Genomic DNA, 23,948 nt, shown 5'->3' with positions numbered 1-23,948 from the left:
TTAAACAAATATAACTAGTCGGATAAAAAATGGATGGAGAAAAATATGAACGAAAATATGATTAAGAAGTTAATGGAATCGGTTAGAGATGGAGAGAAGTCTGTAGATGAGGCAATCAAAGAATTAAAATTTTTACCTTATGAAGATATTGGGTATGCGAAGATTGACAATCACAGATCACTTAGGGTTGGCTATCCGGAGGTCATCTATTCTGAAGGAAAATCCTTTGAACAGATACTAGGCATCCTTGAGCATATGAACTCTAATGACAGCACTGATATCCTACTCACCAGACTTCAGAAAGAAGTCTTTGTCAAACTTCATGAGAAGTTTGGAGAACTTGAATACAATGAGATTGCAAGACTGGGAATGATACGAAAGACTGAAAATAAAGCCATAGGAAATATCGTAGTGGCAACAGGCGGAACTTCGGACATACCGGTTGCTGAGGAAGCGGCTCTTACCGCTGAGTTTTTTGGTAACAAAGTAGACAGAGTTTATGATGTAGGTGTTGCCGGTATTCATAGACTATTGTCAAATTATCACAGGATACATGAAGCCAAGGTAATTATTGCCGTAGCCGGAATGGACGGAGCACTTCCGAGTGCCATAGCCGGACTTGCTTCAGTACCCGTAATAGCAGTGCCGACCTCAGTTGGATATGGTGCAAGTTTTGGGGGAGTTGCAGCACTTTTGACTATGCTTAACTCTTGTGCTACCGGGGTAAGTGTAGTAAATATAGATAATGGATTTGGTGCGGGATACTTGGCATCAATGATAAACAAGGGAGAAAAATAGCTTTTTAATGAAACTACCGGATTTTAATTAAAATATCCGTATTCAGATTAAAAAAACAAAATCGGAACTATGAACTGATTTAAAAAACATATAAAGACTAACCAAAACAAGGAGGATAGTATGATCTTATATTTTGATTGTTTTTCGGGAATTAGTGGAAATATGACCATTGCAGCATTATTGGAACTTGGAATCGTAGATTTTGAGTATTTAAAAAACGAATTAAAGAAACTTAAGCTGGACGAATTTGAAATCAGTCTTGAAAAAACTGACAAATTAGGAATTTCAGCATCATATTTTGATGTAACGAGCGGAGGAGTATCTGTAGAAGATATTCACCATCATAATCATGAACACGACCACAACCATGGACATCATCATGACCATAATCATCATGGACATCATGAGCATCACGAACATAAGCATGAACATGACCACAATCATGATCATTATCATGAACATGACCATGAGCATGGACACCACCATCATGAACATGATCACGAGCATGGGCATACCCACCACCATCACGACCATGTTCACGATCATCATCACCACGACCATGTTCATAGGAACCTTTTTGATATTGAAAAAATCATAGATGATTCAGAATTAAACGAGGGTGTTAAAGCACTGTCCAAGAAGATGTTTAATTTTGTTGCTGCTGCGGAGAGTACAATCCACAACAAGAGTTTCGAAGAATTGCATTTCCACGAAGTTGGTGCAATTGACAGCATAGTTGACATTGTAGGGACTGCCATATTAATTGATGCGATAGCTCCTGAGAAAATCTATTCTTCCAAAGTACATGTAGGAAATGGTTTTGTGAAATGTGCCCATGGTATGATGCCGCTTCCTGCACCGGCAACACTTGAAATAATTAAAGATGCCGGGATTCCGGTTTTTTCCAAGGGCATCAAAGCTGAACTCACAACTCCAACCGGTGCTGCAATATTGGCGGCAATTGTAGATGAATACATGGATATTCCGGAAGGCATGACTGTAGAGAGAATTGGATATGGAGCCGGAAAGAGAAATCTAGAAATCCCCAATATCTTAAGAATCAGTGCCGGAGATGTAAAAAAAAACTCTAGCTCTATTCTAAAACTTGAGTTCGAAGTCGATGATATGACTGGAGAAGAACTCGGTTATTTTATGGATAAGGTCCTTGAAGAAGGTGCTTTAGATATCTGTTATACACCTGTTCAAATGAAAAAGAACAGACCGGGAATATCGGTTAGAATTCTCTGTAATAATGAGAATTTAGATGAATTTTCTAAAATCATTTTCTCTCATTCAACAACCATAGGTTTTAGATATGGTGAAGTAAACAGAATGAAGATGGAGAGAAGAATAGAGGAAAAGGACACAGAATTCGGGAAAATACGCCAAAAAATTTCCGGCTTCGGAGATATGGAAAAATCCAAGCATGAGTATGAAGATATTGTTAAAATATTAGAAAATGCTGATAAACAAAGCCGCCTTGAGAATTAATCTTAAATGGATTCTAAAATCAGATATTATCAGTTTTTGTAATTTAATAGAAATAAAAAATATCCGGGCTATGACCGGATATTTTTTATTTTTAGAAAAGTCTTATTTGTCTACTTTAACACTGTATATGGTTCTGCCTTCACTGTCTTTTTCGGTTTTAACTTCTACTCCATTCACTTCGAGCTCATTAGATTTAACTGTGAGCACACCATTTTTGACGCTATGCTCCATAGTAAGTGGAATTATTACATACTCATTCGTGTCATCAAACTCTTCTATGGAACTTAATTTGTTTATCTTAATGGTTTTATCTTTTACGCCGAATGCTGCAGAATATTTACTTGCAACTTCATGGTCCTTGTATTTAAAAACTCCTTCTGAGCTAAAGCTGGCAGTGGATTCACTTTTGTCGATTTTTAAATACGGGATATTTTTGTCTTCATAAACTTTAGTTATATTTTCTAGGTTTTTCTTTACGTCGACATTGAAAGACTCTATATTTTCATTTATTTTTTTCTCTATTTCAGGATTCATTTTTTCTTCTACAGCTTTGACATCCTTTAGAAGTAATTCTTCTAAAGTAGTATTGCTTTCATAGAAATTATTCTTCCAATTGGGGTTTTGTTCATCTAAAAGCAGTGCTGAAAATGCTCCCATCTCATAACTTTCGGAATCTGCTGAAAGGAATTCTCTGTCGATATTAATAAGCTTAAGAACAGCTTTTTTTACGTCTTCTTTGCCTGTTTTGTCATTTACTATTTCGCTTAAGTACTCCGTATATTTAGCAGTACCTTCAGCTATATCCGTGGATCTTATATCATTATATTCATTTGGAAACTCTGTCTTCCATTTCTCGTACCAGTATTTTGCCTGGGCCAATGCTTTTTCTTTGTTTTTTGGATTCTTATATGCATCTTCGAGATTTTTCATGACCATATATCTGTACTGTCTCGGTGTTTTCTCGACAGGGTATGGTTGGGTTCTGGTTCCACCTACTTCTAATTTTCCTTGATAATAGAAATGTACCAATTCATGACTTGCGGTTACATGGAGTGTATTTGCACTCTTGTCTACATCTTTCAGACTTTCTTCATCAAAACTCATGGCAATAGATTTACTTCCTTGATAATCAAGATTTGAGTATCCGTCCACTTGCGGGTAGTCTATCTTATCGTATTCTGATGCTTGTAGTTTATTTATTCCCTTTACATTTATCTTCCATGCATCTGTCGGTTCGCCATTTTCATCCAGATGGAATAGTATTAGATTATGCTTGGTATAATCATAAGTAGGCCAAATTTTGTTCATATGTGGCCAGTGATTTTTTACTTTCTCAAAAACCTTCTCGGCGAATTCAGATGCTTTTGGGTTATCGCTTTTTACTACTTCATTTTCTTTTTTATCTTGTATATCTTTTTCTTCTTTTGCGTTATCTTTAATCTCATCTTTGGTTTGAACTTGTTTAATATCAGTTTTAGACTCTGCAGCTTTTTGATCTGTTTTAGGTTGATTTTGGCAAGCTGTGAATGCCAAGACCAGTGCAGCTACAGAAGCTATTAATATAGTTTTTTTACTCTTCAATAGAATCACTCCTTTTTTATTCAAATACATTTTAAACTTTATTTGTGGAGAGATTATGTAGAAAATAGTACAAAATTAAAAGAAGCCGTGATAGCTTCTTTTATAGTTAAGACATTTATTTTCTGTATTCTACATTTAAGGAACCAAAGGTTACATTATTGTCTATGAAAAGTCTATACTTCGGATCTTTGGCTGTTTCAGTTGGAATATTACTATCGCCAAAGAATGTGTTACCGGACATGTAAATAACCCAGTTATTGGGAACTCTGATATTAAGAGTTGAGAAGAACACATTTACGTTCAATCTTACATCCTGCATATGCGGCTCAACCCTTGAAAGATCAAGCCACGCATCTGAAAAGACTGAGCTTACTCTTCCTCCTATAAAATGATTGGAATTATAAATCCCTTTTTCGGTACTGAATATATAGCTCTTATCAATTTTATCGTCCTTGTTTACTTTAAAGCCCCTTAATTTGTCAGAGTTTACATTTGTGTACGAGATATTATCGACAAAGATGGATTTTTTATTTCTGTCATAAGCTCCTTCAGGTACTTCACCGGATACCCATCCTTGATTGGAAGGATTAAAATGCTTGCCCTTATTTATCATTTGTTTAACTTTTTTCTTGGGCTTTTCAAATACTGATTCCTTTTCTTCTTGATTAGTATCATTATCATTAAAATCCCATGCTTCATCCTTCGTTAACTCAGACCATTTAGAGTCCAATGATTCAGGGTCATTGTCGAATTCAAATGTATAGGCTTCTTGACCTTTTTCTATTTCCGCGCTATTGGTAGTGTTTTTTGAGTTCCTATTGATTATCATTGCAAGTCCCAATAACATAAGGAGGACTCCCCATGCAAATGGCAAGGTTTCTCTAAAGCCGGAGAAATAGCCGACAAATGCTAGAAAAAAGCCTGTTGGAATCATCAGTATATTAATCAATTTTTGACCTTGACCTCTTACCAGTCTAACCATCCCTATAATACTTACGACTATTGGCCAAAAAGCAAGTACTTCACTAAATAAGTTAAATAGTCCTGTTTGAGAAAAAACTAGAAAAACCCCGGCAAGGATTATTATCAGTCCAATTATTTCTGTCATCTTATTTCCTCCATATCATAAATTTCCATTATTTCTATTATAATCTATTATACCCCAAAAAACACTAATTAAGGTCAAGTTTACAAATTTGTAATAAATTAGATAATGTGACTATCGCTTGTTTATTATGATATAATATCTTTGTTAATACTTTGGTTCTACAGGTATAAAGAATATAAAAGTAGAGGTGGAAAAATGAAACTGACAAATGAGCAGTTAACTGAAATCTCTTCAGGGATAATCTACTGGATTAAAACGAATATGAAGAATATATCTGCAAAAAAGGCGGTTATTGGAATATCCGGAGGGAAGGATAGCACGGTTACAGCATCTCTATGTGCACTTGCAATTGGACCGGAAAATGTTCATGGATTGATACTGCCAAACGGTAATCAAGAAGATCTTTCTGGAAGCTATCGAAATTTGCGAAGCTTTTGGAATTAACTACCATATTATAAATATTGCTGAGACTGTAAAGTCTGTGGAGTTAGGAGTTAAAAATACCGGACTTGAGATATCAAAACAAACTAAATTAAATATTCCTCCTAGAATAAGGATGACGACGCTCTATGCCTACGCACAATCACTGGATAGTGCCTTGGTTATAAACACCTCCAATCTTTCAGAAGACTGGGTTGGGTATGCTACTGTTTACGGAGATACAGCAGGAGCTTTTTCGCCTCTGGCGACCTTGACATCAGATGAAGTAATACAAGTTGGCAGATATCTCGGAATAGAAGAAAAATATTTGGTCAAACCACCTGCTGACGGCTTGACCGGGAAGACCGACGAAGATGTCTTAGGTTTCACATATGAAGTTTTAAATAAATATCTTAGAGAAGGTGTAATCGAGGATATGGATACTAAGGAAAAGATAGATAGTTTACATCGAATATCAAGATTTAAGTTTATTCCAATACCTATGTATGACAGTGGTTTGGAGATAAAGGCAACGGAAGTTGGACATGTTTATAAATTCGACAAAAATAGCGGAGGGAAATAGTGAGCGAAACAGAAAAATTATCATTAATAGGAGAACTCAGTGATGCTATGGGGGCTCCGGGCTTTGAAGATGAAGTCAATTCGGTTATTGAAAAGTATATTGGTGATTTTAGCTACCAAACAGATGTTTTAAAGAATGCTTATATTAATCTGAACGAAGAGTCTGAAAATCTGGTTATGCTTGATGCACATTCAGATGAAGTGGGATTTATCGTTAGATTTATTGAAGATAATGGATTAATTTCCTTTTTGCCTCTTGGAGGATGGGTGGACAGTGCAGTTTCTGCTCAGGCTGTATATGTAAGAGGAAATGAAGGATACCATAAAGGTATTGTAGTTACCAAACCCGTACATTTTATGACAGATGAAGAGAGGGGTAAAACCCCAACCATAGATGAAATGAGAATTGACCTCGGTGGATATACCAAATCTGAACTGGCTGATCTTGGAATAGAAGTCGGAAATCCAATTGTTCCGGCAGTTAAATTTGAATTTAACGCAAGTACCGGTGTGATGATGGGCAAAGCCTTTGATAATCGATTGGGTTGTGCTGCTGTTGTAGAGACTATGAAAGCACTTGGAGAAATCGAAAGTTCGGAAGGGGTAGTTGGAGCGATAGCTGTGCAAGAAGAAGTCGGCGGAAGAGGTGCGAAGATTACCGCTCGGAAAGTAAATCCTAAATACGCCATCATGTTCGAAGGATCTCCATCGGATGACCTCTATGTCCCTGATTATGCCATTCAATGTAGGATGGGAGGGGGATCTCAAATCAGGCACTACGACGGCTCATATATTTCTGACGAAAGTTTGATCAAACTTGCTAAAGAATCTGCTGCTGAGCTTGGTATTAAACTACAGCATGCAGTAAGAAAAGGTAGCGGTACAAATGCAGGAATTGTTCATGTTGAAAACTTAGGGATTCCATGCTTAGTAATAGGCATACCCAGTAGGTACATTCATTCCCATTATTCCTATGCATCACTACAAGATTTTAAAGATACTGTTAAGCTTGCCGTAAGTATTATTTTAAAGCTTAAAGCTAAAGAATCTTAAGGAATTGTAAGATACGTGAAAAATATACGGATTTCGTGTATAATTAAAGAATGAAAGTAAATGGGAGGAACACATGTTAAAAAAGATGATGGCATTGGCAATAGCTCTAACTTTAACTATGAGTTCGATAATTGCTAGTGCTGATATAACTAGAATAGCAGGATCAAATAGATACGAGACAGCTGTAAACATATCTCAAAAAACATATGATAAATCAAAAGTAGTAATAATTGCAAATGGTCGTAATTATGTAGATGCACTGGCAGCTTCAACTTTAGCCAATATATTGAAAGCACCAATACTGTTGACCGAAAAAGATTCATTACCGGAGGTAAGCAGCACAGAAATCCTAAGACTTGGAGCTTCTGAAGCCATAGTACTAGGTGGTACGAGTACTATTGAACAGGTAATAGAGGATAAGATAAACAGCCTCGGACTTGTGGTAAAACGAATTGGCGGTAAGGATAGATATGAGACCTCGGAACTGATTTTGGATGAAATCAAATCACTTAAAGCGATTAAAAAAGTTGCTATAACTGCAAATATTCCTGATGCCGTATCGTCAAGTGCATATAGAGGAGACGAAATTCCACTATTAATTATAGACATTAATAAACCATCTGATAAAGTAATTGGATTATCCGAAGAAAAGGTAGTATTGGGCGGAGTCAATTCGGTATCAGAAGAGGTATATAATACAATAGGTGCAAATTCCAGAATAAGTGGCAGTGATAGGCTGGACACAGCTTTAGAAATAGCCAAACTAAACAAAGAACAAAGAGATGCGAAGGATGTAGTACTAGTTAACGGTTATGAATTTGTAGATGCTTTTACAGTTGCAAGCTACGCATTTGTTAGAAACTTAAATATTTTACTGTCACAATCTACTCATCTGAAAGAAAATGTAAAATCTTTTATTGAAGAGAAGAAAGCGGGTGTAACCCTTATAGGCGGTATAAATGCGCTGGCAGACGATGTGCTTGAAGCAAAGGAACCTATTCCTGAGCCTGAACCGGAGCCAGAGCCCGAACCGGAGCCTGAACCGGAGCCCGGTGCTATAGATCCAAGTAAACCAATGATTGCAGTGACTTATGATGATGGTCCAAATTTTGGGACAACAGAAAGAATTTTAAATGTATTAAAGCAAAATAATGCGAAAGCTACATTTTTTGTTTTAGGTGACAGAATCCCATCCAGAGAAGCCATTTTACAAAGACAAATAGCGGAAGGTCATGAAATAGGCAATCATAGCTATGGACATCCCGACTTGACAAGACTTGGATATGCAGCCATTCAATCACAGATATCTAGGACTCAAGATGCTGTATATAATGCAACCGGAATATATCCGAAGCTTGCCAGACCGACCTATGGTGCTGTAAATCAAAATGTAAGAGATGCTGTTTTTCTGCCCTTGGTAAACTGGTCAGTAGACACCAGGGACTGGGAAAGTAGAAATCCAAACTCTATCTATAATATCATCATGAATAATGTTCAAGATGGTGATATCATACTGATGCATGATATTCACGAACCCACTGCAACAGCTTCAGAGATGGTTATTCCGAAATTGGTAGAAAAAGGCTTCCAATTGGTTACACTATCGGAACTTTTCCAACACAAGGGAATAACGCCTACAGTAGGATATCTATATTTCCATGCAAGATAATAAATAATTTAATTGAAGTTTGACACTTTAAGAGCCTATAGCACAACTATGGGCTTTTTTAACCGATATTTTGGAAAAAACTATATTGTTTAGGGGAAATATTTGAAATAATATTGCGATTTGTCACATAAACAGAGATTAAACGTTTTATTGTAAATGGGGTAGTAAATAGATATAAAGGAGGTAGTAAAAGTGAAACGAAAACTGGGAATACTATTTTTAATTGGCGTTTTGGCGATATTTGTTGGCTGTGCTAAAAATAATGAGCCTGCTCCTAATGGATGAGGTGACGGAACTGATTGCGAAGTTAGCTCGCAAAAAACGGAAATCGTTGTGGAACACGAGGATGTAATAGAACCGGAAGAGCCTACAGTAAAAGAGAATCCTGATCCCAATACTATAAATGATAAAGGAGCTTTATTTAAAATAGTAGAAACTGATGAGGATATAGCGAATCAGGAAATTAAACTAAACGACAATAATCCTCCTGAAGAACCACCCGAACTAATGGTAAAGTATTACGACGAGACTGCAGGAATGATGGCTGTTGCTGCGAAAGATACTTGGGCTGGTGCCACATACGATAGAATGTCGATGGAGCAAATCGTACTTGAAGATAAAACGAAATCTATACGTATTGTCAAAGACACAGATATAGTATTGCAATTTAAAGACCCAAGTACCGCTCCTTCTAAGATATCTATTGAAGATAGTCTAATAACCGCAACCGGTACAGACGGACAAGGTATAAGAGGAACATCTTTTTATAGAGAAGCTGAGATTCGTGAAGATGGTGTGGTCCAATTTAAACTAGGAAATCATCCAAGTCTTATGGCCATATCATCAACTGAACTGCATGCTCCCGGAAAAGAGTTTAGAGTAATAAAAATCCATGCAAGCTGGGGTGAAGGCAGTGAAGTTGAATATGGATTTGGAGTATATACAGACCCTGACGGATGGAAGACATTCTTTGGTGAAGATTATAAAAGAATGGAAGAACAGTTAGCCAAAGTAAAAGAGAAATATAAAAGCGGCGAATACACAGAATACCTAGGACATGACGGATCTTTTCTCGTTGATTTAAACGGAAAAACTCCAGATGATATCGAAAAAAACCTGTTCATTTCACAGCTAAAAGATACCCAAAAAAGAGAAAATATTACATCAATTGGAACATGGATAGCCCTCACTCATGAAGGAGATCCCATATACAATTCTATGATGATTAAAGGTTTTAGAATATACGGAATAAGCGACAACTCCGAAGACAAAAACGGTCTTTTCTTTGGACTTCAGAGAGAATTTGACGATGACTACGAAAACATCTCCAAAAAACTGACCGGCTTTGAAATACTTAAATAGAATTATTGTTTATAAAAACATTAGTTTAGACTCCTAAAAAAGGTAGTGAATCGGAATAAAATAATAATTCAGATTCGCTACCTTTTTATTGGCATTAAACAACTTGCACCATCCAATTATCCTTTTTATAGTGATAATAAGCATATATATTTACGAATAGATTACTTAGGAGCATGGAAATCCAGATACCTGAAGCCCCTAGGTTTGTCACTCTTTGGAGGACGAAAATCATAGGTAATCTTATTAGCCATAGTCTATACATGGACATCTTCATGCCGTATTCGGTATGTCCAGTACCTTGGAAGAAACCGTGGAATACGCTGAATCCACCCATCATCGGCATTATGAATAGGGAGTAGATAATGTATTCCATTGCATCGGGCATCAAGGCTGCAATTTCATCCGCTCTAATAAATATCATTATCATAGGTTTTGCCATGAAATACATTAAAAATGCACCGGCAGTTGAGACTACAAAACTTATAATATGAGATTTATTAAAACACTCCCTTACCCTATCATAGTTTTTTGCTCCCATATTTTGGCCTATTATTGCAGGTATAGCTGCTCCTATACCCATGGTAGGCATCATCAATAGTGAAGTGATTCGGTTCACTACTCCATAAGCTGCCAGAACTGCAGTTCCATATGCTGTGATAAATACATTGAGCACTATGAAGCCTATCGAAGCGCTTGATTGACCGATTATACTCGGAATACCAATTTTGATCAAATGTTTAATCTTTTCTTTATCGATTTTTTGACCTTTAATTTTAACTTCTATATCACCATTATAATGAGTTACAATCCATATTCCGATTAGCATCATTACATATTGTGAGATAATGGTCGCCAATGCAGCTCCGGCGACTCCTAAGTTTAAACCTGGTGTACCGATTAAAGGTATCTTTTCAAAAATGAAAATTGGATCTAGAATAATGTTTACAATGGATGAAAGACCGCTTGCAATAGTTATTGCTTTGGTATTTCCTTGAGACTGCATTACTGCTGCCATAGCAAAAGCTATCAGCACCGGAGGATACCCCAGAAAAGTAATAGACAGATAAGTAGTACTAAAACTTGCTAGTTCACCTGTTGCACCCATTCCTCGTACAACAAAAGGTGATAGGGCAAAACCCAAAACGGATACTGCACAAGATAAAACCAGACCGATTACAAATAACTGAAAAACATAACCACTGGCTTCTTTCTTCTTGCCTGAGCCAAGCATTTGAGACATGATAGTCGTTCCTGCTGCAGAGAGTCCGGAACCGACTGTAATAAATAAAAATATTACCGGCGACACAAAAGTCGTAGCTGCAAATTCTGTTGCACCTAGACGTCCGAGCCATATACCGTCAACCATATTGTATAATGTTTGAATAAGATTATTTATCATCAACGGGAAAGCTAGGTTCATGATTGCTTTAGTCATGTTGCCTTCCAAAATCAAAGATTGATTATTTCTGTTAATAGTACATCACCCCTTACATACCCAAACGAGTCGTAATTTTATTGCAAATAAAATAACCACTCAATATTATATTATACCACAAAAGCTCATTATTCAAACATTTTTAAAAGTCAAAAAGTAAACTTCGGAAAAACCGAAGTTTACTTTATTCTAGCACTTAATTTGTCTAAGATTTTCAAAAATTTTTCTTTATCTTCAACCTGGCTATCGTCAAGCTTAGCCGATTGTTCTTCTATATCCGTTTTTGCATCCTCACTTAAACTTCTTTGAGCAAATGGATAAACAGCGGTATCTTCTTTCTCTATATGCCTTTTTAACAAGTCAGAATACGCCATAATATAGGTGATAATATCCAGTGCATTTTCAGAACTTGGATTGCTATCATAATCTGCAATGGCCTTCTTTAAAGACATATTATAGTATCTACCCAAATCGTGCTCAATCATCATACCCGTACTAATCAATTTTTCTGCAAGAGGTCCTAAATTATCGAGCATGGATTTGAATAGTATCTCTTCTTCTTTGGAGTGGTGAATAGCATCGCCATAGCCACTTATAAATTCAGATGCAAGGATTAAATCCCCCGTATTGAAATGTCCGCCATTTAATACATCAATACACATTTGTCTCATTATTTTAATAAGTTTGAGGATATTTTGATGCTCTTCATTTAAAATCTCAATTGATTTCATCTATATATCCTTAAGAATTCAGTTTTTCCAAGATTGTATCCAGGTCAACATTGTGCACCATACAAGCTTCTGCGATAGTCTCCATTTGGGAGGAAGGACATCCTAAACAGTGCATTCCCATTGAAAGCAATACATCTACTTTATCCGGTCTAAGTCTCAAGATATCTCCGATTAAAGTTGAACCAATAATTTTGCCGTTTGCTTCTTGTAACTCAGGGAAGAACTCGTTAATATCTTCTTCAACAGTTGATATATTGGAAATTCCGAAATTCTCAACAAGTACTTTAGCGACGTTAGGAGAAATAAAAGCCGGTAGTGTAGGTCCTAAATGGATATTCTTAACACCTAGAGATAGTAATGCAAGTAGAACTATTACAGCTTTTTGCTCATACCATGCAATATTATAAATTATAGGTAGATCGTTGATATCTTCAAGTTCAAATATTTCTTTTAGTTTAAGAGCGATAACGGCCAAAGAATAAGAATCATTACATTGTCCGGCATCAAGTACTCTAGGAATACCTGAGATATCGCCAAGATTTAGTTTATTGTATCTGTATTTTGCACATCCGGCAGTTAAGATAACAGAATCCTTTGGAAGTGCTTTTGCAAAATCCTCGTAGTAATCTCTATCTTTTTGTCTACCGTCGCATCCACCCATGACTACAAATTTCTTTATCGCACCTGATTTTACTGCTTCTACGACAGCATCGGCAAGCTTGAATACCTGCTCATGAGCAAAACCACCGATAATGCTTCCCAGTTTCAATTTCAGTCGGAGCATCACATCTTTTAGCGTGTTCGATGATTTCTGAAAAATCTTTTGGCTGTCCAATCTCACCAGGTATATGTTTACAACCGGGATATCCTGCAGCACCTGTTGTATACAATTTATCTACATAGGAATCCTTTGGAGGAACGATACAGTTCGTAGTCATTAGAATCGGTCCATTAAATGATTCAAACTCATCTCTTTGTTTCCACCACGCATTACCATAGTTACCTACAAAGTGTTCGTACTTTTTAAAAGCAGGATAGTAATTTGCAGGAAGCATTTCTGAGTGAGTATAAACATCTACACCTGTTCCTTCCGTTTGAGCCAGTAGCATTTCCATATCCCTTAAATCGTGACCGGAGATTAAGATACCAGGGTTATTTCTTACGCCGATATTAACTTCGGTGATTTCAGGATGACCATAAGTAGAAGTATTGGCTTCATCTAATAGAGCCATACCTTTAACGCCTGCAGCACCTGTATCTAAAACAAGCTGTACAAGTTCATCTACAGTTAGGCTGTCGTCCATTGTTTTCACCAATGCTTCTTGGATAAATAGATCGACCTCGTCATCGTCCTTTAGTAATACATTTGCGTGTTTTGTGTAAGCTGATAGACCTTTTACTCCGTATACCGTAAGCTCTCTTAAACTTCTGACATCTTCATTTTCAGTAGAAAGAACACCCACAACTTCAGCTTTTTCTAAAAGTTTTTCGGTATCCTTTTCGCTATACTTAGCAGCTTCGCTGAGCGAAGAGACATCTTTTAATTCAGCCATGAGCTTATCTTTTAAATCTATAGTATAATGCACTCTTTCCATCAATGCATCATCATCAAAGTTGGCATTCGTAATAGTAGTAAATAGGTTAAAAGTTACAGTATGATTTAATTCTTTAGATACTTCAAGTCCTTCATTTCTCATTTGAACAAGAACATTTGCTAATCCTTTGGTAACATATACCAATAGATCTTGGATTTTCGCGACTTGAGGAGTTTTACCACATACTCCTTTTACAGTACATCCTTTATTTTGTACTGTTTCTTGGCACTGATAACAAAACATTTGCTCCATAACATACCCCCAAATTATTTATTTGTCTATATTATAAACTGTATAAGAAAATAAATCGGTAACCAATGTTACGTAACTAAATAATACCTTCTAAATAATCTCTATTTAATATATGAATTGTGTCCTTATCTACACTGATTATATTCTCTTCTTCCATATTCATAAGCTCTCTGGATAGAGAGGGTCTTGTAGTTCCAATATACTGGGCCAACTCTTCTCTGTTGAATACGAGCTTTATAATGTCAGAATTTCCTGAAACCTGTAAGAGATAATTGGAAATCTTTTGTCTTAGAGAAAAACTGCTGTGAATCAGAAGTTTTTGATTTAAGTGAAATGCTTTCTCAGAAAGGATTTCGAGCATGTTTTGAACGATTATGCTATAAGATTCAAAATCTTCCGTTCTTAAACTGATAATAAATTCCTTCGGAATTGCTAAAACCTTAGAAGCTTGTATAGAATGGCAGGTATAATCATAAGACCTTTCCCTTAAATACAAATAAACCTCTCCAAAAACAGTTCCACGATTCGTAAAAGTGTTTACAATTGTCCTCTTACCATTGATATCGGTTTTTTCAATGGTTACCGAGCCCTCTATCAAAACGAATAAAAACTCAGGCTCATCACCTGCCACGAAAACATTCTCACCATTATTAAAATCAAAAACTCTTAAATTTGAATTCAATTCTATCAGTTTAAACTCGTCATCACTTAAACCGTTAAACAGCTTACAATTTAAAGTCTTAAGATCTATCATCGTCAGCTCCCCACTTAAGCTCCTCTCCACTAGTATTAAATGCCTTCCTCTTACCATGTATTTCATCTATATCTATACGAAAAACCAAAGTTCTATGATTGCTATTTGAAATAAAAGGTGCAGCTAAATCATATACTTCGGGAGTATACTTTTTACAAATTGCGATCAGAGCATCGGACTTTTCTACAGCATCTGTAACCATTGAAATCCTACCCATAACATGAGCGGATTCATACTCAGTAGTATAAACCTTGGAACCAATAGCTCTAAAATCACCTTCATTTACCAAATCTATAATCTCTTCTCTGCTGAATAGGGAAGGCACCTTAGCTTTTGAAACAAAACTAACGGAAACTACCTCATTTTGAGCGATTAAATCCACTTTCTTACCCGATGTTGCACTATGAAAATAGAGCCTATCATCAACCCTGACAATCGATAGAACAACAGTATAAGGAATCCCATCTGACACCAAACCCATAACGCCAAACGCGGAATTATCTATAACATCAATAGCAAACTTTTCGTCCATTTCACGATCTTTTCTACGCATATAATCACCTCATCTATATTATACAATAAAAACCAAAGATATACCCAACTAAACGATAACTATATCTACAATATACATATTCTCAAAGTGATAAAACGGTAAATACCAACAATTAAATGCAATTAAATGGGGTCAGGCTTTTAAAATGTGTATTTTATAAATAAATATACACTGAAACACATTGGGGAAATGCATAAAATGGCGTTGTATAGCTATCCAATAATACAAATAGTATGCGCGAGAGAGCAAAAACATGCAAAAAATAAAATAATGGAAGCCTGACCCCCTTCGATATATTAAACAAATATGGAGTTTCGATTAATATATTAAACAAGCATGGGAGATGCTTTAGGGAAAGGGGTTGTGATATAATATAATTGTGGTTTTAGATTTGGAGGCTGGAAATTAGAAGTTATATCGAAAATGGGTGGCTTTTATGAAGAAGAGGATTAATGAGTCGTTTATAGTTGAGATAAAAGAGGATGAATTGATAGTGCTCGACGGAACGGTCGATAATCTTACAAGTGAATTGAATAAAAGTTTAGCTGCTGCCATTTTAAGAGGGGAGAGGCTTATTTCTATTGGCGGTTTTGACAGTATTTATTTTATAAATGAGCTTGAGAAGAATCGTTTTGAGGTATTTCCTGTTAAGGACAGCGATGCTAAAAGGGTTAGGGAGCTGTTGATGGGGGTTATTGATAAACTCAATGACGGTCTTATGATAAGCGACAAAGAAGGTAAGATTATCGTCTATAATTCTGCAATGGAAAAGCTTGAGAATATGACTCGTGAAGATATGATTGGGAAGTATCTTTGGGATGCATACGGTTATGAAGACGATTCCGCTTCTGAACATAGACATGTATTCAAATCCGGTAAAGCACTTGAGAATATGTATTCTGCGCATACTCTAGTCGATGGAGAACCGCTCTATACCAATTACAGTACCTATCCAATCTTTTCAAATGGAGAGATAATCGGAGTTGTAACTGTTTCGGCAAATGAAGAGGTTATTCATGAAAGGCTTAGGAAGGCAACAGAGGTTAAAAGACTTCATAATGTAAATTACAATCTTCAAACCGGTAGGACATATTCTGATAATGGCACAACTTATGGTTTTTCTGATTTTATAGGAGAGTCTGAAATAATAAAGAGTTTAATAAATGAAGCTCAGACTATTTCTTGGATGGACAATAATATCCTTATACATGGAGAGACCGGTACCGGAAAAGAAGTACTTGCTCAAAGTATTCATAATCATGGCAAGAGGTCAAAAGAAAGATTTATAGGTGTTAACTGTTCGGCCATACCGGAAAACCTACTTGAAAGTATATTGTTCGGAACTGTAAAAGGTGCATATACGGGTGCGGTCGATCATGTTGGGATTTTTGAAGAAGTAGGAGAAGGAACTCTTTTTCTAGATGAAATTAATTCTATGCCCATAACCCTTCAAGTTAAGCTCCTTAGAGTACTACAAGAGAGAAGAGTAACAAGGCTTGGAGATTCAAAATCCTATGAACTAAAAGCCAGAGTTATCTCTGCGATGAATCAAAATCCTTTTGAAGCCATTAAAGAGGGAATAATCCGAGAGGATTTATATTATAGATTAGCAGGATTTAATCTTCACATTCCTGCTCTTAGGGACAGAAAGAGTGATATAATATTATTGTTGGAGTATTTTCTAAAAAGATACTCTTCGCTGATGGGGAAGAAAATAATAGGTGTTGACGATGAACTTAGAAAAATTCTAACAAATTATGCTTGGAATGGAAATATCAGAGAACTTGAGAATTTAGTAGAAAATATGCTCATAGCGGCGAATGCTGAAGAGAGATATCTGACTATTGATCATATACCGAAGTATTTAAGGAAGAGAATACTGGGAAGTTTAGCAACTGAAGAAAGTAGTACTGATGATTTAATAACAAGAGTTGAAGAGTTCGAAAGAAGAATAATTCTAAAGGCACTCGAAGAAAATTCATATAATATAACTAGAACCAGTAAGAAACTGGGGCTAATAAGACAAAATTTACTTTATAGAATGAAGAAGTATAAGATAGAAAAACCGGAGGAGGTGTAGAAAATTGTACATAGTGTATAATAGTCTACACCTATGCTTTTTTTAAGAAATTATTAAACTAAGAATATTAGTTTTGGTAAATGGCTTAATTACTGATAACGTTTACATAATAAATGATATAAATTTCATATATATATGATGCAGGAATATTACTGTAGAAAAATCTACACTTTTGCTAAATTTAATTCATCATTTTTAGATAATTGGCTATTTTGTGGGTTTTAAAAACTTGGTATCATTCTTGCTTTAAATATAACAAAAGAATTGTAAACGAGGAAGGAGATTTGCATGGAAACGAACACACCAAGAAAAATGGGAAGAAATCAAGCGCTAACGAGATTTCTACTATTTTCAGCAATTGGGATTTTTATGTTCTTTATCCCTATTACTATCGAAAAGAGTAGTATACCACTGGATCACCTGGTAAACTTTATTCAAAAGATACCGTATTATACCAAGGTATACGGACTCGTACTTGTATTTATTGGAGTAATACTGCCATTTGTAAATGGTAGCTGGAAGAAGACAACTATGAAAAAGGTATTTTCTATTATAAATTTACTGGCAATACCTTTTGTAATTATGGCTGTTTTTGAAATAGGTCCGGCATCCTTGATGGCACCGGGAATGATACCATTTATTTATGGGAAGATAGTAGTTCCCGTAACGACTATTGTACCCATAGGATCTATATTTCTTGCACTGATAGTTAGCTATGGACTAATGGAATTTGTAGGTGTATTTATGAGACCTATAATGATTCCAATCTGGAAGACTCCGGGTAGGTCTGCGATAGACGCTGTAGCATCCTTCGTAGGATCTTACTCAATAGCACTACTTATAACCAATAGGGTTTATACCGAAGGGAAGTATACGGCAAAAGAAGCGGCGATTATAGCCACCGGATTCTCTACTGTATCAGCTACTTTTATGATAATAGTAGCAAAGACTCTAGGACTTATGGATATGTGGACTACTTACTTCTTTATAACAGTATTCGTAACATTCCTAGTATCAGCGATAACAGCCAGAATCTATCCATTAAGAAATAAACCGGATGAATTTTACCTAGGTAAAATGGGTGAGGTAGAACAAGATGTAAAGGGTAATAAGTTTACTGTAGCTCTTGATACGGCACTTGATGTAAGTGCAAATGCACCTGGACTTTTAGAAAATACGAAAAGAAATTTAGTTGACGGATTTAAGTTGGCCATAGGACTTGCACCATCACTGCTTGCAATAGGAACCTTGGGCCTTATCCTGGCACATTATACACCTATTTTCAAAGTAGTTGGATTGATTTTCTATCCGATATTGGCATTGTTTAGAATTCCAGATGCAATGCAAGTAGCGACTGCTCTATCAACCAGTATAGCAGAGATGTTCTTACCTGCAGCATTTGTAGCTGAGAGCGGATTTGCCACAAGATTTTTAGTAGCGGTAGTATGTATATCGGAAATACTGTTCTTCTCGGCATCAATACCATGTATGATGGCTACTGAAATACCACTAAAGATGAGAGACTATATCATTATATGGGTAGAGAGGGTAATTCTTTCTATAATAATCACCATGCCGATAATAATGATTTTCTTTAGATAATAAAATAATAAAAATTTAAAGAGGTACAAAATGATTCAAAACCCAGATATTAAAGCAGCAATGAAAATTAAACTTGACGATGAACTACCGGAGTATCCTACTTTCAAGGAAGGAATAAGAAGAGCTCCTAAAAGAGAAGCGAAACTTAGAAAAGAAGAAGTAGAATTAGCACTTAGAAATGCCTTAAGATACATCCCTGAGCAGCATCATGAATTTATGGCTAAAGAATTCCTAGCAGAATTAAAAGAACATGGTAAAATCTATGGATATAGATACAGACCACATGGAGAACTAAAAGGAAAACCAATCGACGAATACAAGAGCAATTGTACAGAAGGTAAAGCATTCCAAGTAATGATTGACAATAACCTTGACTTTGACGTAGCTCTTTACCCATACGAACTAATCACTTATGGAGAAACAGGTGCGGTTTGTCAAAACTGGATGCAGTACACACTAATTAAAAAATACTTGGAAGTACTGGATCAAAACATGACTCTAGTAATATATTCAGGACATCCGGTAGGATTATTCCATTCTAAACCTGAAGCTCCAAGAGTAATTATTACAAATGGTCTAATGATCGGTATGTTTGACAACCTTGAAGACTTTAACAGAGCTTCTGCACTTGGAGTCGCAAACTACGGACAAATGACAGCAGGTGGCTGGATGTATATTGGACCTCAAGGTATAGTTCACGGAACATATAATACATTATTAAACGCAGGTAGACTTGTACTTGGTATTCCTAATGAGGGTGATCTTGCAGGAAGACTATTCGTTACATCAGGACTTGGTGGAATGAGTGGAGCTCAAGGTAAAGCTTGTATAATTGCAGGTGGAGTTTCAATTATAGCTGAAGTTGACAAGTCCAGAATAGATACCAGATATACACAAGGTTGGGTAACCGATGTAGTTGACAGCTGTGAAGAAGCATACAAATTGGCTCAAGAATCAATGGATAAAAAAGAACCTAGAGCAATAGCTTATCACGGAAATGTAGTAGACCTACTACAATATGCAGTAGATAATAATATCCACATCGACCTATTATCAGACCAAACATCATGCCACGAACCATATACTGGAGGTTATTGTCCGGTAGGTATTACCTTTGAAGAGAGAACAAGACTTCTTGCTGAAGACCATGAAAAATTTGTTGAACTTGTCAATAAATCACTGGTTACTCACTTCCATGTAATTCAAAAACTTACTGCAGCAGGAACTTATTTCTTCGATTATGGTAACTCATTTATGAAAGCAATCTACGATGCAGGCGTTAAAGAGATTTCCAAAAACGGAATCGACGAAAAAGACGGATTTATTTGGCCATCTTATGTAGAAGACATTTTAGGACCTAGACTATTCGACTTTGGATACGGTCCGTTCAGATGGGTATGCCTAAGCGGAGATGTTGAAGACCTTAGAAAGACTGATGCAGCAGCTATGGAATGTATAGACCCTGATAGAAGATATCAAGACAGAGATAACTGGATTTGGATTAGAGATGCAGAGAAAAATGCACTTGTAGTTGGAACTCAAGCAAGAATCCTGTACTCTGATGCATTCGGTAGAAGAGATATAGCGCTTAAATTCAATGAAATGGTAAGAAATGGAGAAATAGGACCTGTCATGTTAGGTAGAGACCACCACGACACAGGCGGAACCGACTCACCATTTAGAGAAACATCCAATATCAAAGACGGATCAAATATAATGGCTGACCAAGCTACTCAAATCTTTGCAGGAAATGCAGCAAGAGGTATGAGCCTTGTAGCATTACACAATGGCGGTGGAGTAGGAATTGGTAAATCTATAAACGGAGGGTTCGGTTGTGTACTGGACGGATCTGAAAGAATAGATGAAATCCTTAAATCAGCTATGCCATGGGACGTTATGGGTGGAGTTGCAAGACGTGCATGGGCAAGAAACGAAAACGCAATCGAAACTTCAATCGAGTACAATAAAGTAATGGAAGGACAAGACCATATAACACTTCCTTACTTCGTAGAAGACTCTATAATTGAAGATGCAATGAAAGAATATTAAAATCCCAAAAAAACTAATAAATAAAGGTAGTGCGTCAGAATAAACTAAATTCTGATGCACTACCTTCTTTTTATAAATATAGGAAAACACAAAAAAACAAAGCCGATTAAATAGCGAACTATACATTTTTCGGTTTTAGAAAACGTCTAGATATCAACGTTAGAATGGGGTCAGGCTTTTAAATATCGCATTTTATACATAAAAATACATCTAATTTGAAGAAGGCAAACATAGACAATGTCTTGTAATAGATGTTAACATTAGTGAAGTGTATGCAAATATAGGGATAATCATGCAAAAAATAAAATAATGGAAGCCTGACCCCCTTAATTTTTGGTTTTTTGGTGTGGATTATTGTACTAAAAAAGGACCTGTTATTTAGGTAGGTCCTTTTCATTTAGATTGGTCTTTTTAGTTTGAGGGGTCGTTTAGATGCAGCCCCTTTATTTTTATAGTTTTTTTACGATTGAAGATTTCAAATAGAGATTTCCAACACCGTCAATTTTACCTTCAAGATCGTGACCGTCAACCGGCTCGATAATCCTTATAGATTTTGCCTTGGTTCCTCTCTTAAGTACCTGTTTACCTAGTTTGACATCTTGGACGAGGGTTACATCATCACCATCTTGAAGTTCATTACCAACCGCATCCATTACCTTTTCTTCTTCCAGACATAGATCAGTCCAGAAGTGTCCACATTCAGGACAAGAATACCCATTTCCATCTTCATATCCATACTCACCATTACATTTCGGGCAATTAATCATAATATCCCTCCTCAATATAAGAGTATAGCATAATGGAGAAAAAGTGAAAGACCTATGAATTATAAAAATGAGTCAAGGAAGTTTAATGTGAAATAACTAAGTAATTACTTTATCTATAAGAAATACTTATCATAAACCTTATCATATAGATAAATCTAATTTTACATTGTAAGCTTTTGAATATATAATACTATCAGAAGAAATACGTATATTTAAAGAAAGTGTGATGAAAATGAGTAGAATATTAGTCGAATTTATTAATACTTGACCTAGCTGTGACTCCATAGGGAGAAATGTCCAGGATGTGGCATCAAAATACGGGGACTTGGTTGAAGTAAAACTGTACCAAACAGGAAAAGATATGGATTATATTGCAAAATACGGCATGATATTTAGCGGAACAATGATTATAAATGAAGAAAAGAGAATAACAAGGCTTAGTAGAAAAAATATAGAATTAGAGATAGGACAAGCTGTTGAAGAACTAAAAGGGAAAATGAAATAGGGGTGATAATATGATTATAGAGTATATATCGGCCATAATCAGGGCTTCGATAAGTATCTTAAACAGTGCTTCACCTTGGATAGTATGCAGTTACATAATTGCAGGCTTGCTACATGATGTACTACCTGCAGGTAAGTTCTTAAAACACCTTGGAACCAAAAAAATCTCAGCAATATTATATACTACCATTTCCGGTATGTTTCTGCCAATATGTAGCTGTGGAACTATACCGCTAGGTATTAGCATGTATTATTCTGGAGCGTATTTAGGACCTGTTTTAGCTTTTATGACTTCAACTCCAGTTATAAATCCAATAGCGGTGGTACTTTCCTATGGATTACTAGGAAGGGATATTACTCTCTTGTATATAGGTATAGGATTTATACTTCCTTTTATTATTGGGATAGTAGGAAACAATCTAGCAGGAGAGGAATTATGCTTTGAAAATGCTTCAGTTCATATGCAAGGTGAATTGCGAGATGAAAGGAGTCTTACAGATAAGCTAAGAGACGGTATGAGCTGGGTTATAAACGACTTTGGATTAACCATAAGTAAGTATGTAATATCGGGTATGCTAATGGCTGGATTTATTCTGGTTACCTTTCCTTCATCTTTAATACAAAAATATTTAGGGAATCCAAGTGCTTTATCATTGTTAAATATAGCAATACTTGCATCTGTCATGTATGTATGTGCAGTGGGGCATATACCTTTTATTGCTGCCATGATTGCGAGTGGTGCATCGCCAGGATCTGCCGTAACTTTTCTAATAGCTGGAGCTTCCACCAATATTGCGGAGCTTATAAGCATATATAAGATGATTGGTAAAAGGGCAGCGATATTGTATGGTGGTTTTGTAACATTACTGTCTCTTTTCTTTGGATATATAACTAATCTAATACTTATGCCTGGGTTTAAACCATCCATAAGCATCAGTTCCATAGATTACTCAATTAATTATGCAAATAAACTAATGGTAATATTTCCTGAGTGGAGCAAGTATGCTGCTTCAACTATAATATTTGGATTCTTTTCATATGCAATGTATCAAAAGTTAAGATGTTTCTTAGAACAGAGGTTCGCATAATGAAAAAAATAATCACAACATTAATTATCGTAGCTATCTTAATTGGAGGTTATGCTATATACACAATAAATCGTGAGATAGTACTAGATACTGATATTGGAGTAGAAGAAAACAATAAACTGCTAAGACATTTTAAAGAAGTCTTTGAAAGTGAAGTTCCGGTCAAAGCGGGTTATGCTGATATAAACAATGACTTGATACCTGATTTGGTAGTCGTCTATAGAGATAATGAGCAGGATAAAAATTTTATGTGTGCTGTATTGGACTTTAAAGATGAATATTTTATTACTGGGAGCATACCTGCACCATACGAAAATGTAGAAATACAATTTAAAGATATAGATGAAAAAGACGAAATGGAATTTATAGTATCTGGAAGTAAAGACGGAAACTATGGTTATGCCATATATAGATTATCAGAAGAAAAACAGCTTCGAGATTTATTTAGTGAAAATATGGAAGATTGTTGTTAAT

At 35.9% G+C, this 23,948-nt stretch carries 20 protein-coding genes and 1 pseudogene; 13 read left to right on the top strand and 8 right to left on the bottom strand.

Going from position 1 to position 23,948, the window contains the following annotated elements; translation table 11 throughout:
- Nucleotides 1-45 precede the first annotated feature (45 nt).
- Both larB and larC read left to right on the top strand, forming a co-directional pair.
- Nucleotides 46-798, top strand: a complete 753-nt coding sequence (larB, locus tag VZL98_09705; protein WVH62964.1) for a nickel pincer cofactor biosynthesis protein LarB — start codon at nt 46-48, stop codon at nt 796-798.
- 120 nt (nt 799-918) lie between these two features.
- Nucleotides 919-2,289 (top strand): nickel pincer cofactor biosynthesis protein LarC, encoded by a 1,371-nt coding sequence (gene larC / locus VZL98_09700; protein WVH62963.1) that lies wholly within the window; start codon nt 919-921, stop codon nt 2,287-2,289.
- 102 nt (nt 2,290-2,391) lie between these two features.
- Here the strand turns inward: larC and VZL98_09695 are convergent, their stop codons facing one another.
- The gene (locus VZL98_09695; GenBank protein ID WVH62962.1) at nt 2,392-3,870 is read right to left on the bottom strand and encodes a hypothetical protein; all 1,479 of its coding nucleotides are present in this window, start codon (nt 3,868-3,870) and stop codon (nt 2,392-2,394) included.
- Between the two features lie 115 nt (nt 3,871-3,985).
- Nucleotides 3,986-4,978 (bottom strand): hypothetical protein, encoded by a 993-nt coding sequence (locus VZL98_09690; GenBank protein ID WVH62961.1) that lies wholly within the window; start codon nt 4,976-4,978, stop codon nt 3,986-3,988.
- A 195-nt stretch (nt 4,979-5,173) separates the two neighbouring features.
- Between VZL98_09690 and VZL98_09685 the strand changes: the two genes are divergently transcribed.
- From VZL98_09685 to VZL98_09665, 5 genes are all read left to right on the top strand, one after another.
- Nucleotides 5,174-5,422, top strand: a complete 249-nt coding sequence (locus VZL98_09685; protein WVH62960.1) for a hypothetical protein — start codon at nt 5,174-5,176, stop codon at nt 5,420-5,422.
- Nucleotides 5,370-5,981 carry an NAD(+) synthase gene (nadE, locus tag VZL98_09680; protein WVH64559.1) on the top strand — a complete coding sequence of 204 codons (612 nt, stop codon included), beginning with the start codon at nt 5,370-5,372 and terminating at the stop codon, nt 5,979-5,981. The genes VZL98_09685 and nadE overlap by 53 nt, the downstream gene beginning before the upstream one ends.
- A complete protein-coding gene (locus VZL98_09675; protein ID WVH62959.1) occupies nt 5,981-7,033 on the top strand; it encodes a M20/M25/M40 family metallo-hydrolase in 1,053 nt (350 codons plus the stop codon). The genes nadE and VZL98_09675 overlap by 1 nt, the downstream gene beginning before the upstream one ends.
- A gap of 73 nt (nt 7,034-7,106) precedes the next feature.
- Nucleotides 7,107-8,702, top strand: coding sequence for a cell wall-binding repeat-containing protein (locus tag VZL98_09670; protein WVH62958.1), 1,596 nt, complete (start codon nt 7,107-7,109; stop codon nt 8,700-8,702).
- 333 nt (nt 8,703-9,035) lie between these two features.
- The gene (locus VZL98_09665) at nt 9,036-10,064 is read left to right on the top strand and encodes a hypothetical protein (protein ID WVH62957.1); all 1,029 of its coding nucleotides are present in this window, start codon (nt 9,036-9,038) and stop codon (nt 10,062-10,064) included.
- Between the two features lie 94 nt (nt 10,065-10,158).
- Here VZL98_09665 and VZL98_09660 read toward each other — a convergent pair whose 3' ends face one another.
- The 5 genes and pseudogenes from VZL98_09660 to VZL98_09640 all read right to left on the bottom strand — a co-directional run bounded on the left by VZL98_09660 (nt 10,159) and on the right by VZL98_09640 (nt 15,384).
- Nucleotides 10,159-11,499: an MATE family efflux transporter gene (locus VZL98_09660; GenBank protein ID WVH62956.1), complete on the bottom strand. Its 1,341-nt coding sequence runs from the start codon at nt 11,497-11,499 to the stop codon at nt 10,159-10,161.
- A 179-nt stretch (nt 11,500-11,678) separates the two neighbouring features.
- Entirely contained in the window at nt 11,679-12,230 is a 552-nt protein-coding gene (locus tag VZL98_09655) for a hemerythrin domain-containing protein (GenBank protein WVH62955.1), read from the bottom strand.
- Between the two features lie 10 nt (nt 12,231-12,240).
- Nucleotides 12,241-14,068 (bottom strand): annotated as a pseudogene (gene hcp, locus VZL98_09650) (hydroxylamine reductase).
- A gap of 85 nt (nt 14,069-14,153) precedes the next feature.
- Nucleotides 14,154-14,831 (bottom strand): Crp/Fnr family transcriptional regulator, encoded by a 678-nt coding sequence (locus VZL98_09645; GenBank protein ID WVH62954.1) that lies wholly within the window; start codon nt 14,829-14,831, stop codon nt 14,154-14,156.
- Nucleotides 14,818-15,384, bottom strand: coding sequence for a pyridoxamine 5'-phosphate oxidase family protein (locus tag VZL98_09640; GenBank protein WVH62953.1), 567 nt, complete (start codon nt 15,382-15,384; stop codon nt 14,818-14,820). The genes VZL98_09645 and VZL98_09640 overlap by 14 nt, the downstream gene beginning before the upstream one ends.
- 436 nt (nt 15,385-15,820) lie before the next feature.
- Here VZL98_09640 and VZL98_09635 point away from each other — a divergent pair, with 436 nt between their 5' ends.
- From VZL98_09635 to VZL98_09625, 3 genes are all read left to right on the top strand, one after another.
- Nucleotides 15,821-17,464: a sigma 54-interacting transcriptional regulator gene (locus VZL98_09635; protein WVH62952.1), complete on the top strand. Its 1,644-nt coding sequence runs from the start codon at nt 15,821-15,823 to the stop codon at nt 17,462-17,464.
- A 288-nt stretch (nt 17,465-17,752) separates the two neighbouring features.
- Nucleotides 17,753-19,066 (top strand): YjiH family protein, encoded by a 1,314-nt coding sequence (locus VZL98_09630; protein ID WVH62951.1) that lies wholly within the window; start codon nt 17,753-17,755, stop codon nt 19,064-19,066.
- Between the two features lie 30 nt (nt 19,067-19,096).
- Complete coding sequence (locus VZL98_09625) at nt 19,097-21,115, top strand: urocanate hydratase (GenBank protein ID WVH62950.1); 2,019 nt, start codon at nt 19,097-19,099, stop codon at nt 21,113-21,115.
- A gap of 449 nt (nt 21,116-21,564) precedes the next feature.
- On the opposite strand, the gene VZL98_09620 is transcribed toward VZL98_09625, so the two are convergent.
- Nucleotides 21,565-21,882, bottom strand: coding sequence for a zinc ribbon domain-containing protein YjdM (locus tag VZL98_09620; GenBank protein ID WVH62949.1), 318 nt, complete (start codon nt 21,880-21,882; stop codon nt 21,565-21,567).
- A gap of 232 nt (nt 21,883-22,114) precedes the next feature.
- On the opposite strand from VZL98_09620, the gene saoT reads away from it, so the two are divergent.
- From saoT to saoC, 3 genes are read left to right on the top strand one after another with little or no spacing between them, the layout of a single operon-like run.
- Entirely contained in the window at nt 22,115-22,387 is a 273-nt protein-coding gene (gene saoT, locus VZL98_09615) for a thioredoxin-like (seleno)protein SaoT (protein WVH62948.1), read from the top strand.
- A gap of 10 nt (nt 22,388-22,397) precedes the next feature.
- The gene (saoE, locus tag VZL98_09610; protein WVH62947.1) at nt 22,398-23,474 is read left to right on the top strand and encodes an efflux transporter SaoE; all 1,077 of its coding nucleotides are present in this window, start codon (nt 22,398-22,400) and stop codon (nt 23,472-23,474) included.
- On the top strand, nt 23,474-23,947 hold the full coding sequence (gene saoC, locus VZL98_09605; protein ID WVH62946.1) for a Cys-Cys-COOH (seleno)protein SaoC: 474 nt from the start codon (nt 23,474-23,476) through the stop codon (nt 23,945-23,947). The genes saoE and saoC overlap by 1 nt, the downstream gene beginning before the upstream one ends.
- The last annotated feature ends 1 nt before the right edge of the window (nt 23,948 follow it).

This window comes from Peptoniphilaceae bacterium AMB_02 (assembly GCA_036321625.1).
Lineage (GTDB): Bacteria > Bacillota > Clostridia > Tissierellales > Peptoniphilaceae > Microaceticoccus > Microaceticoccus formicicus.
The sequence above is the reverse complement of the archived record's forward strand: the minus strand, read 5'-3'. Positions and strand labels throughout refer to the sequence as shown.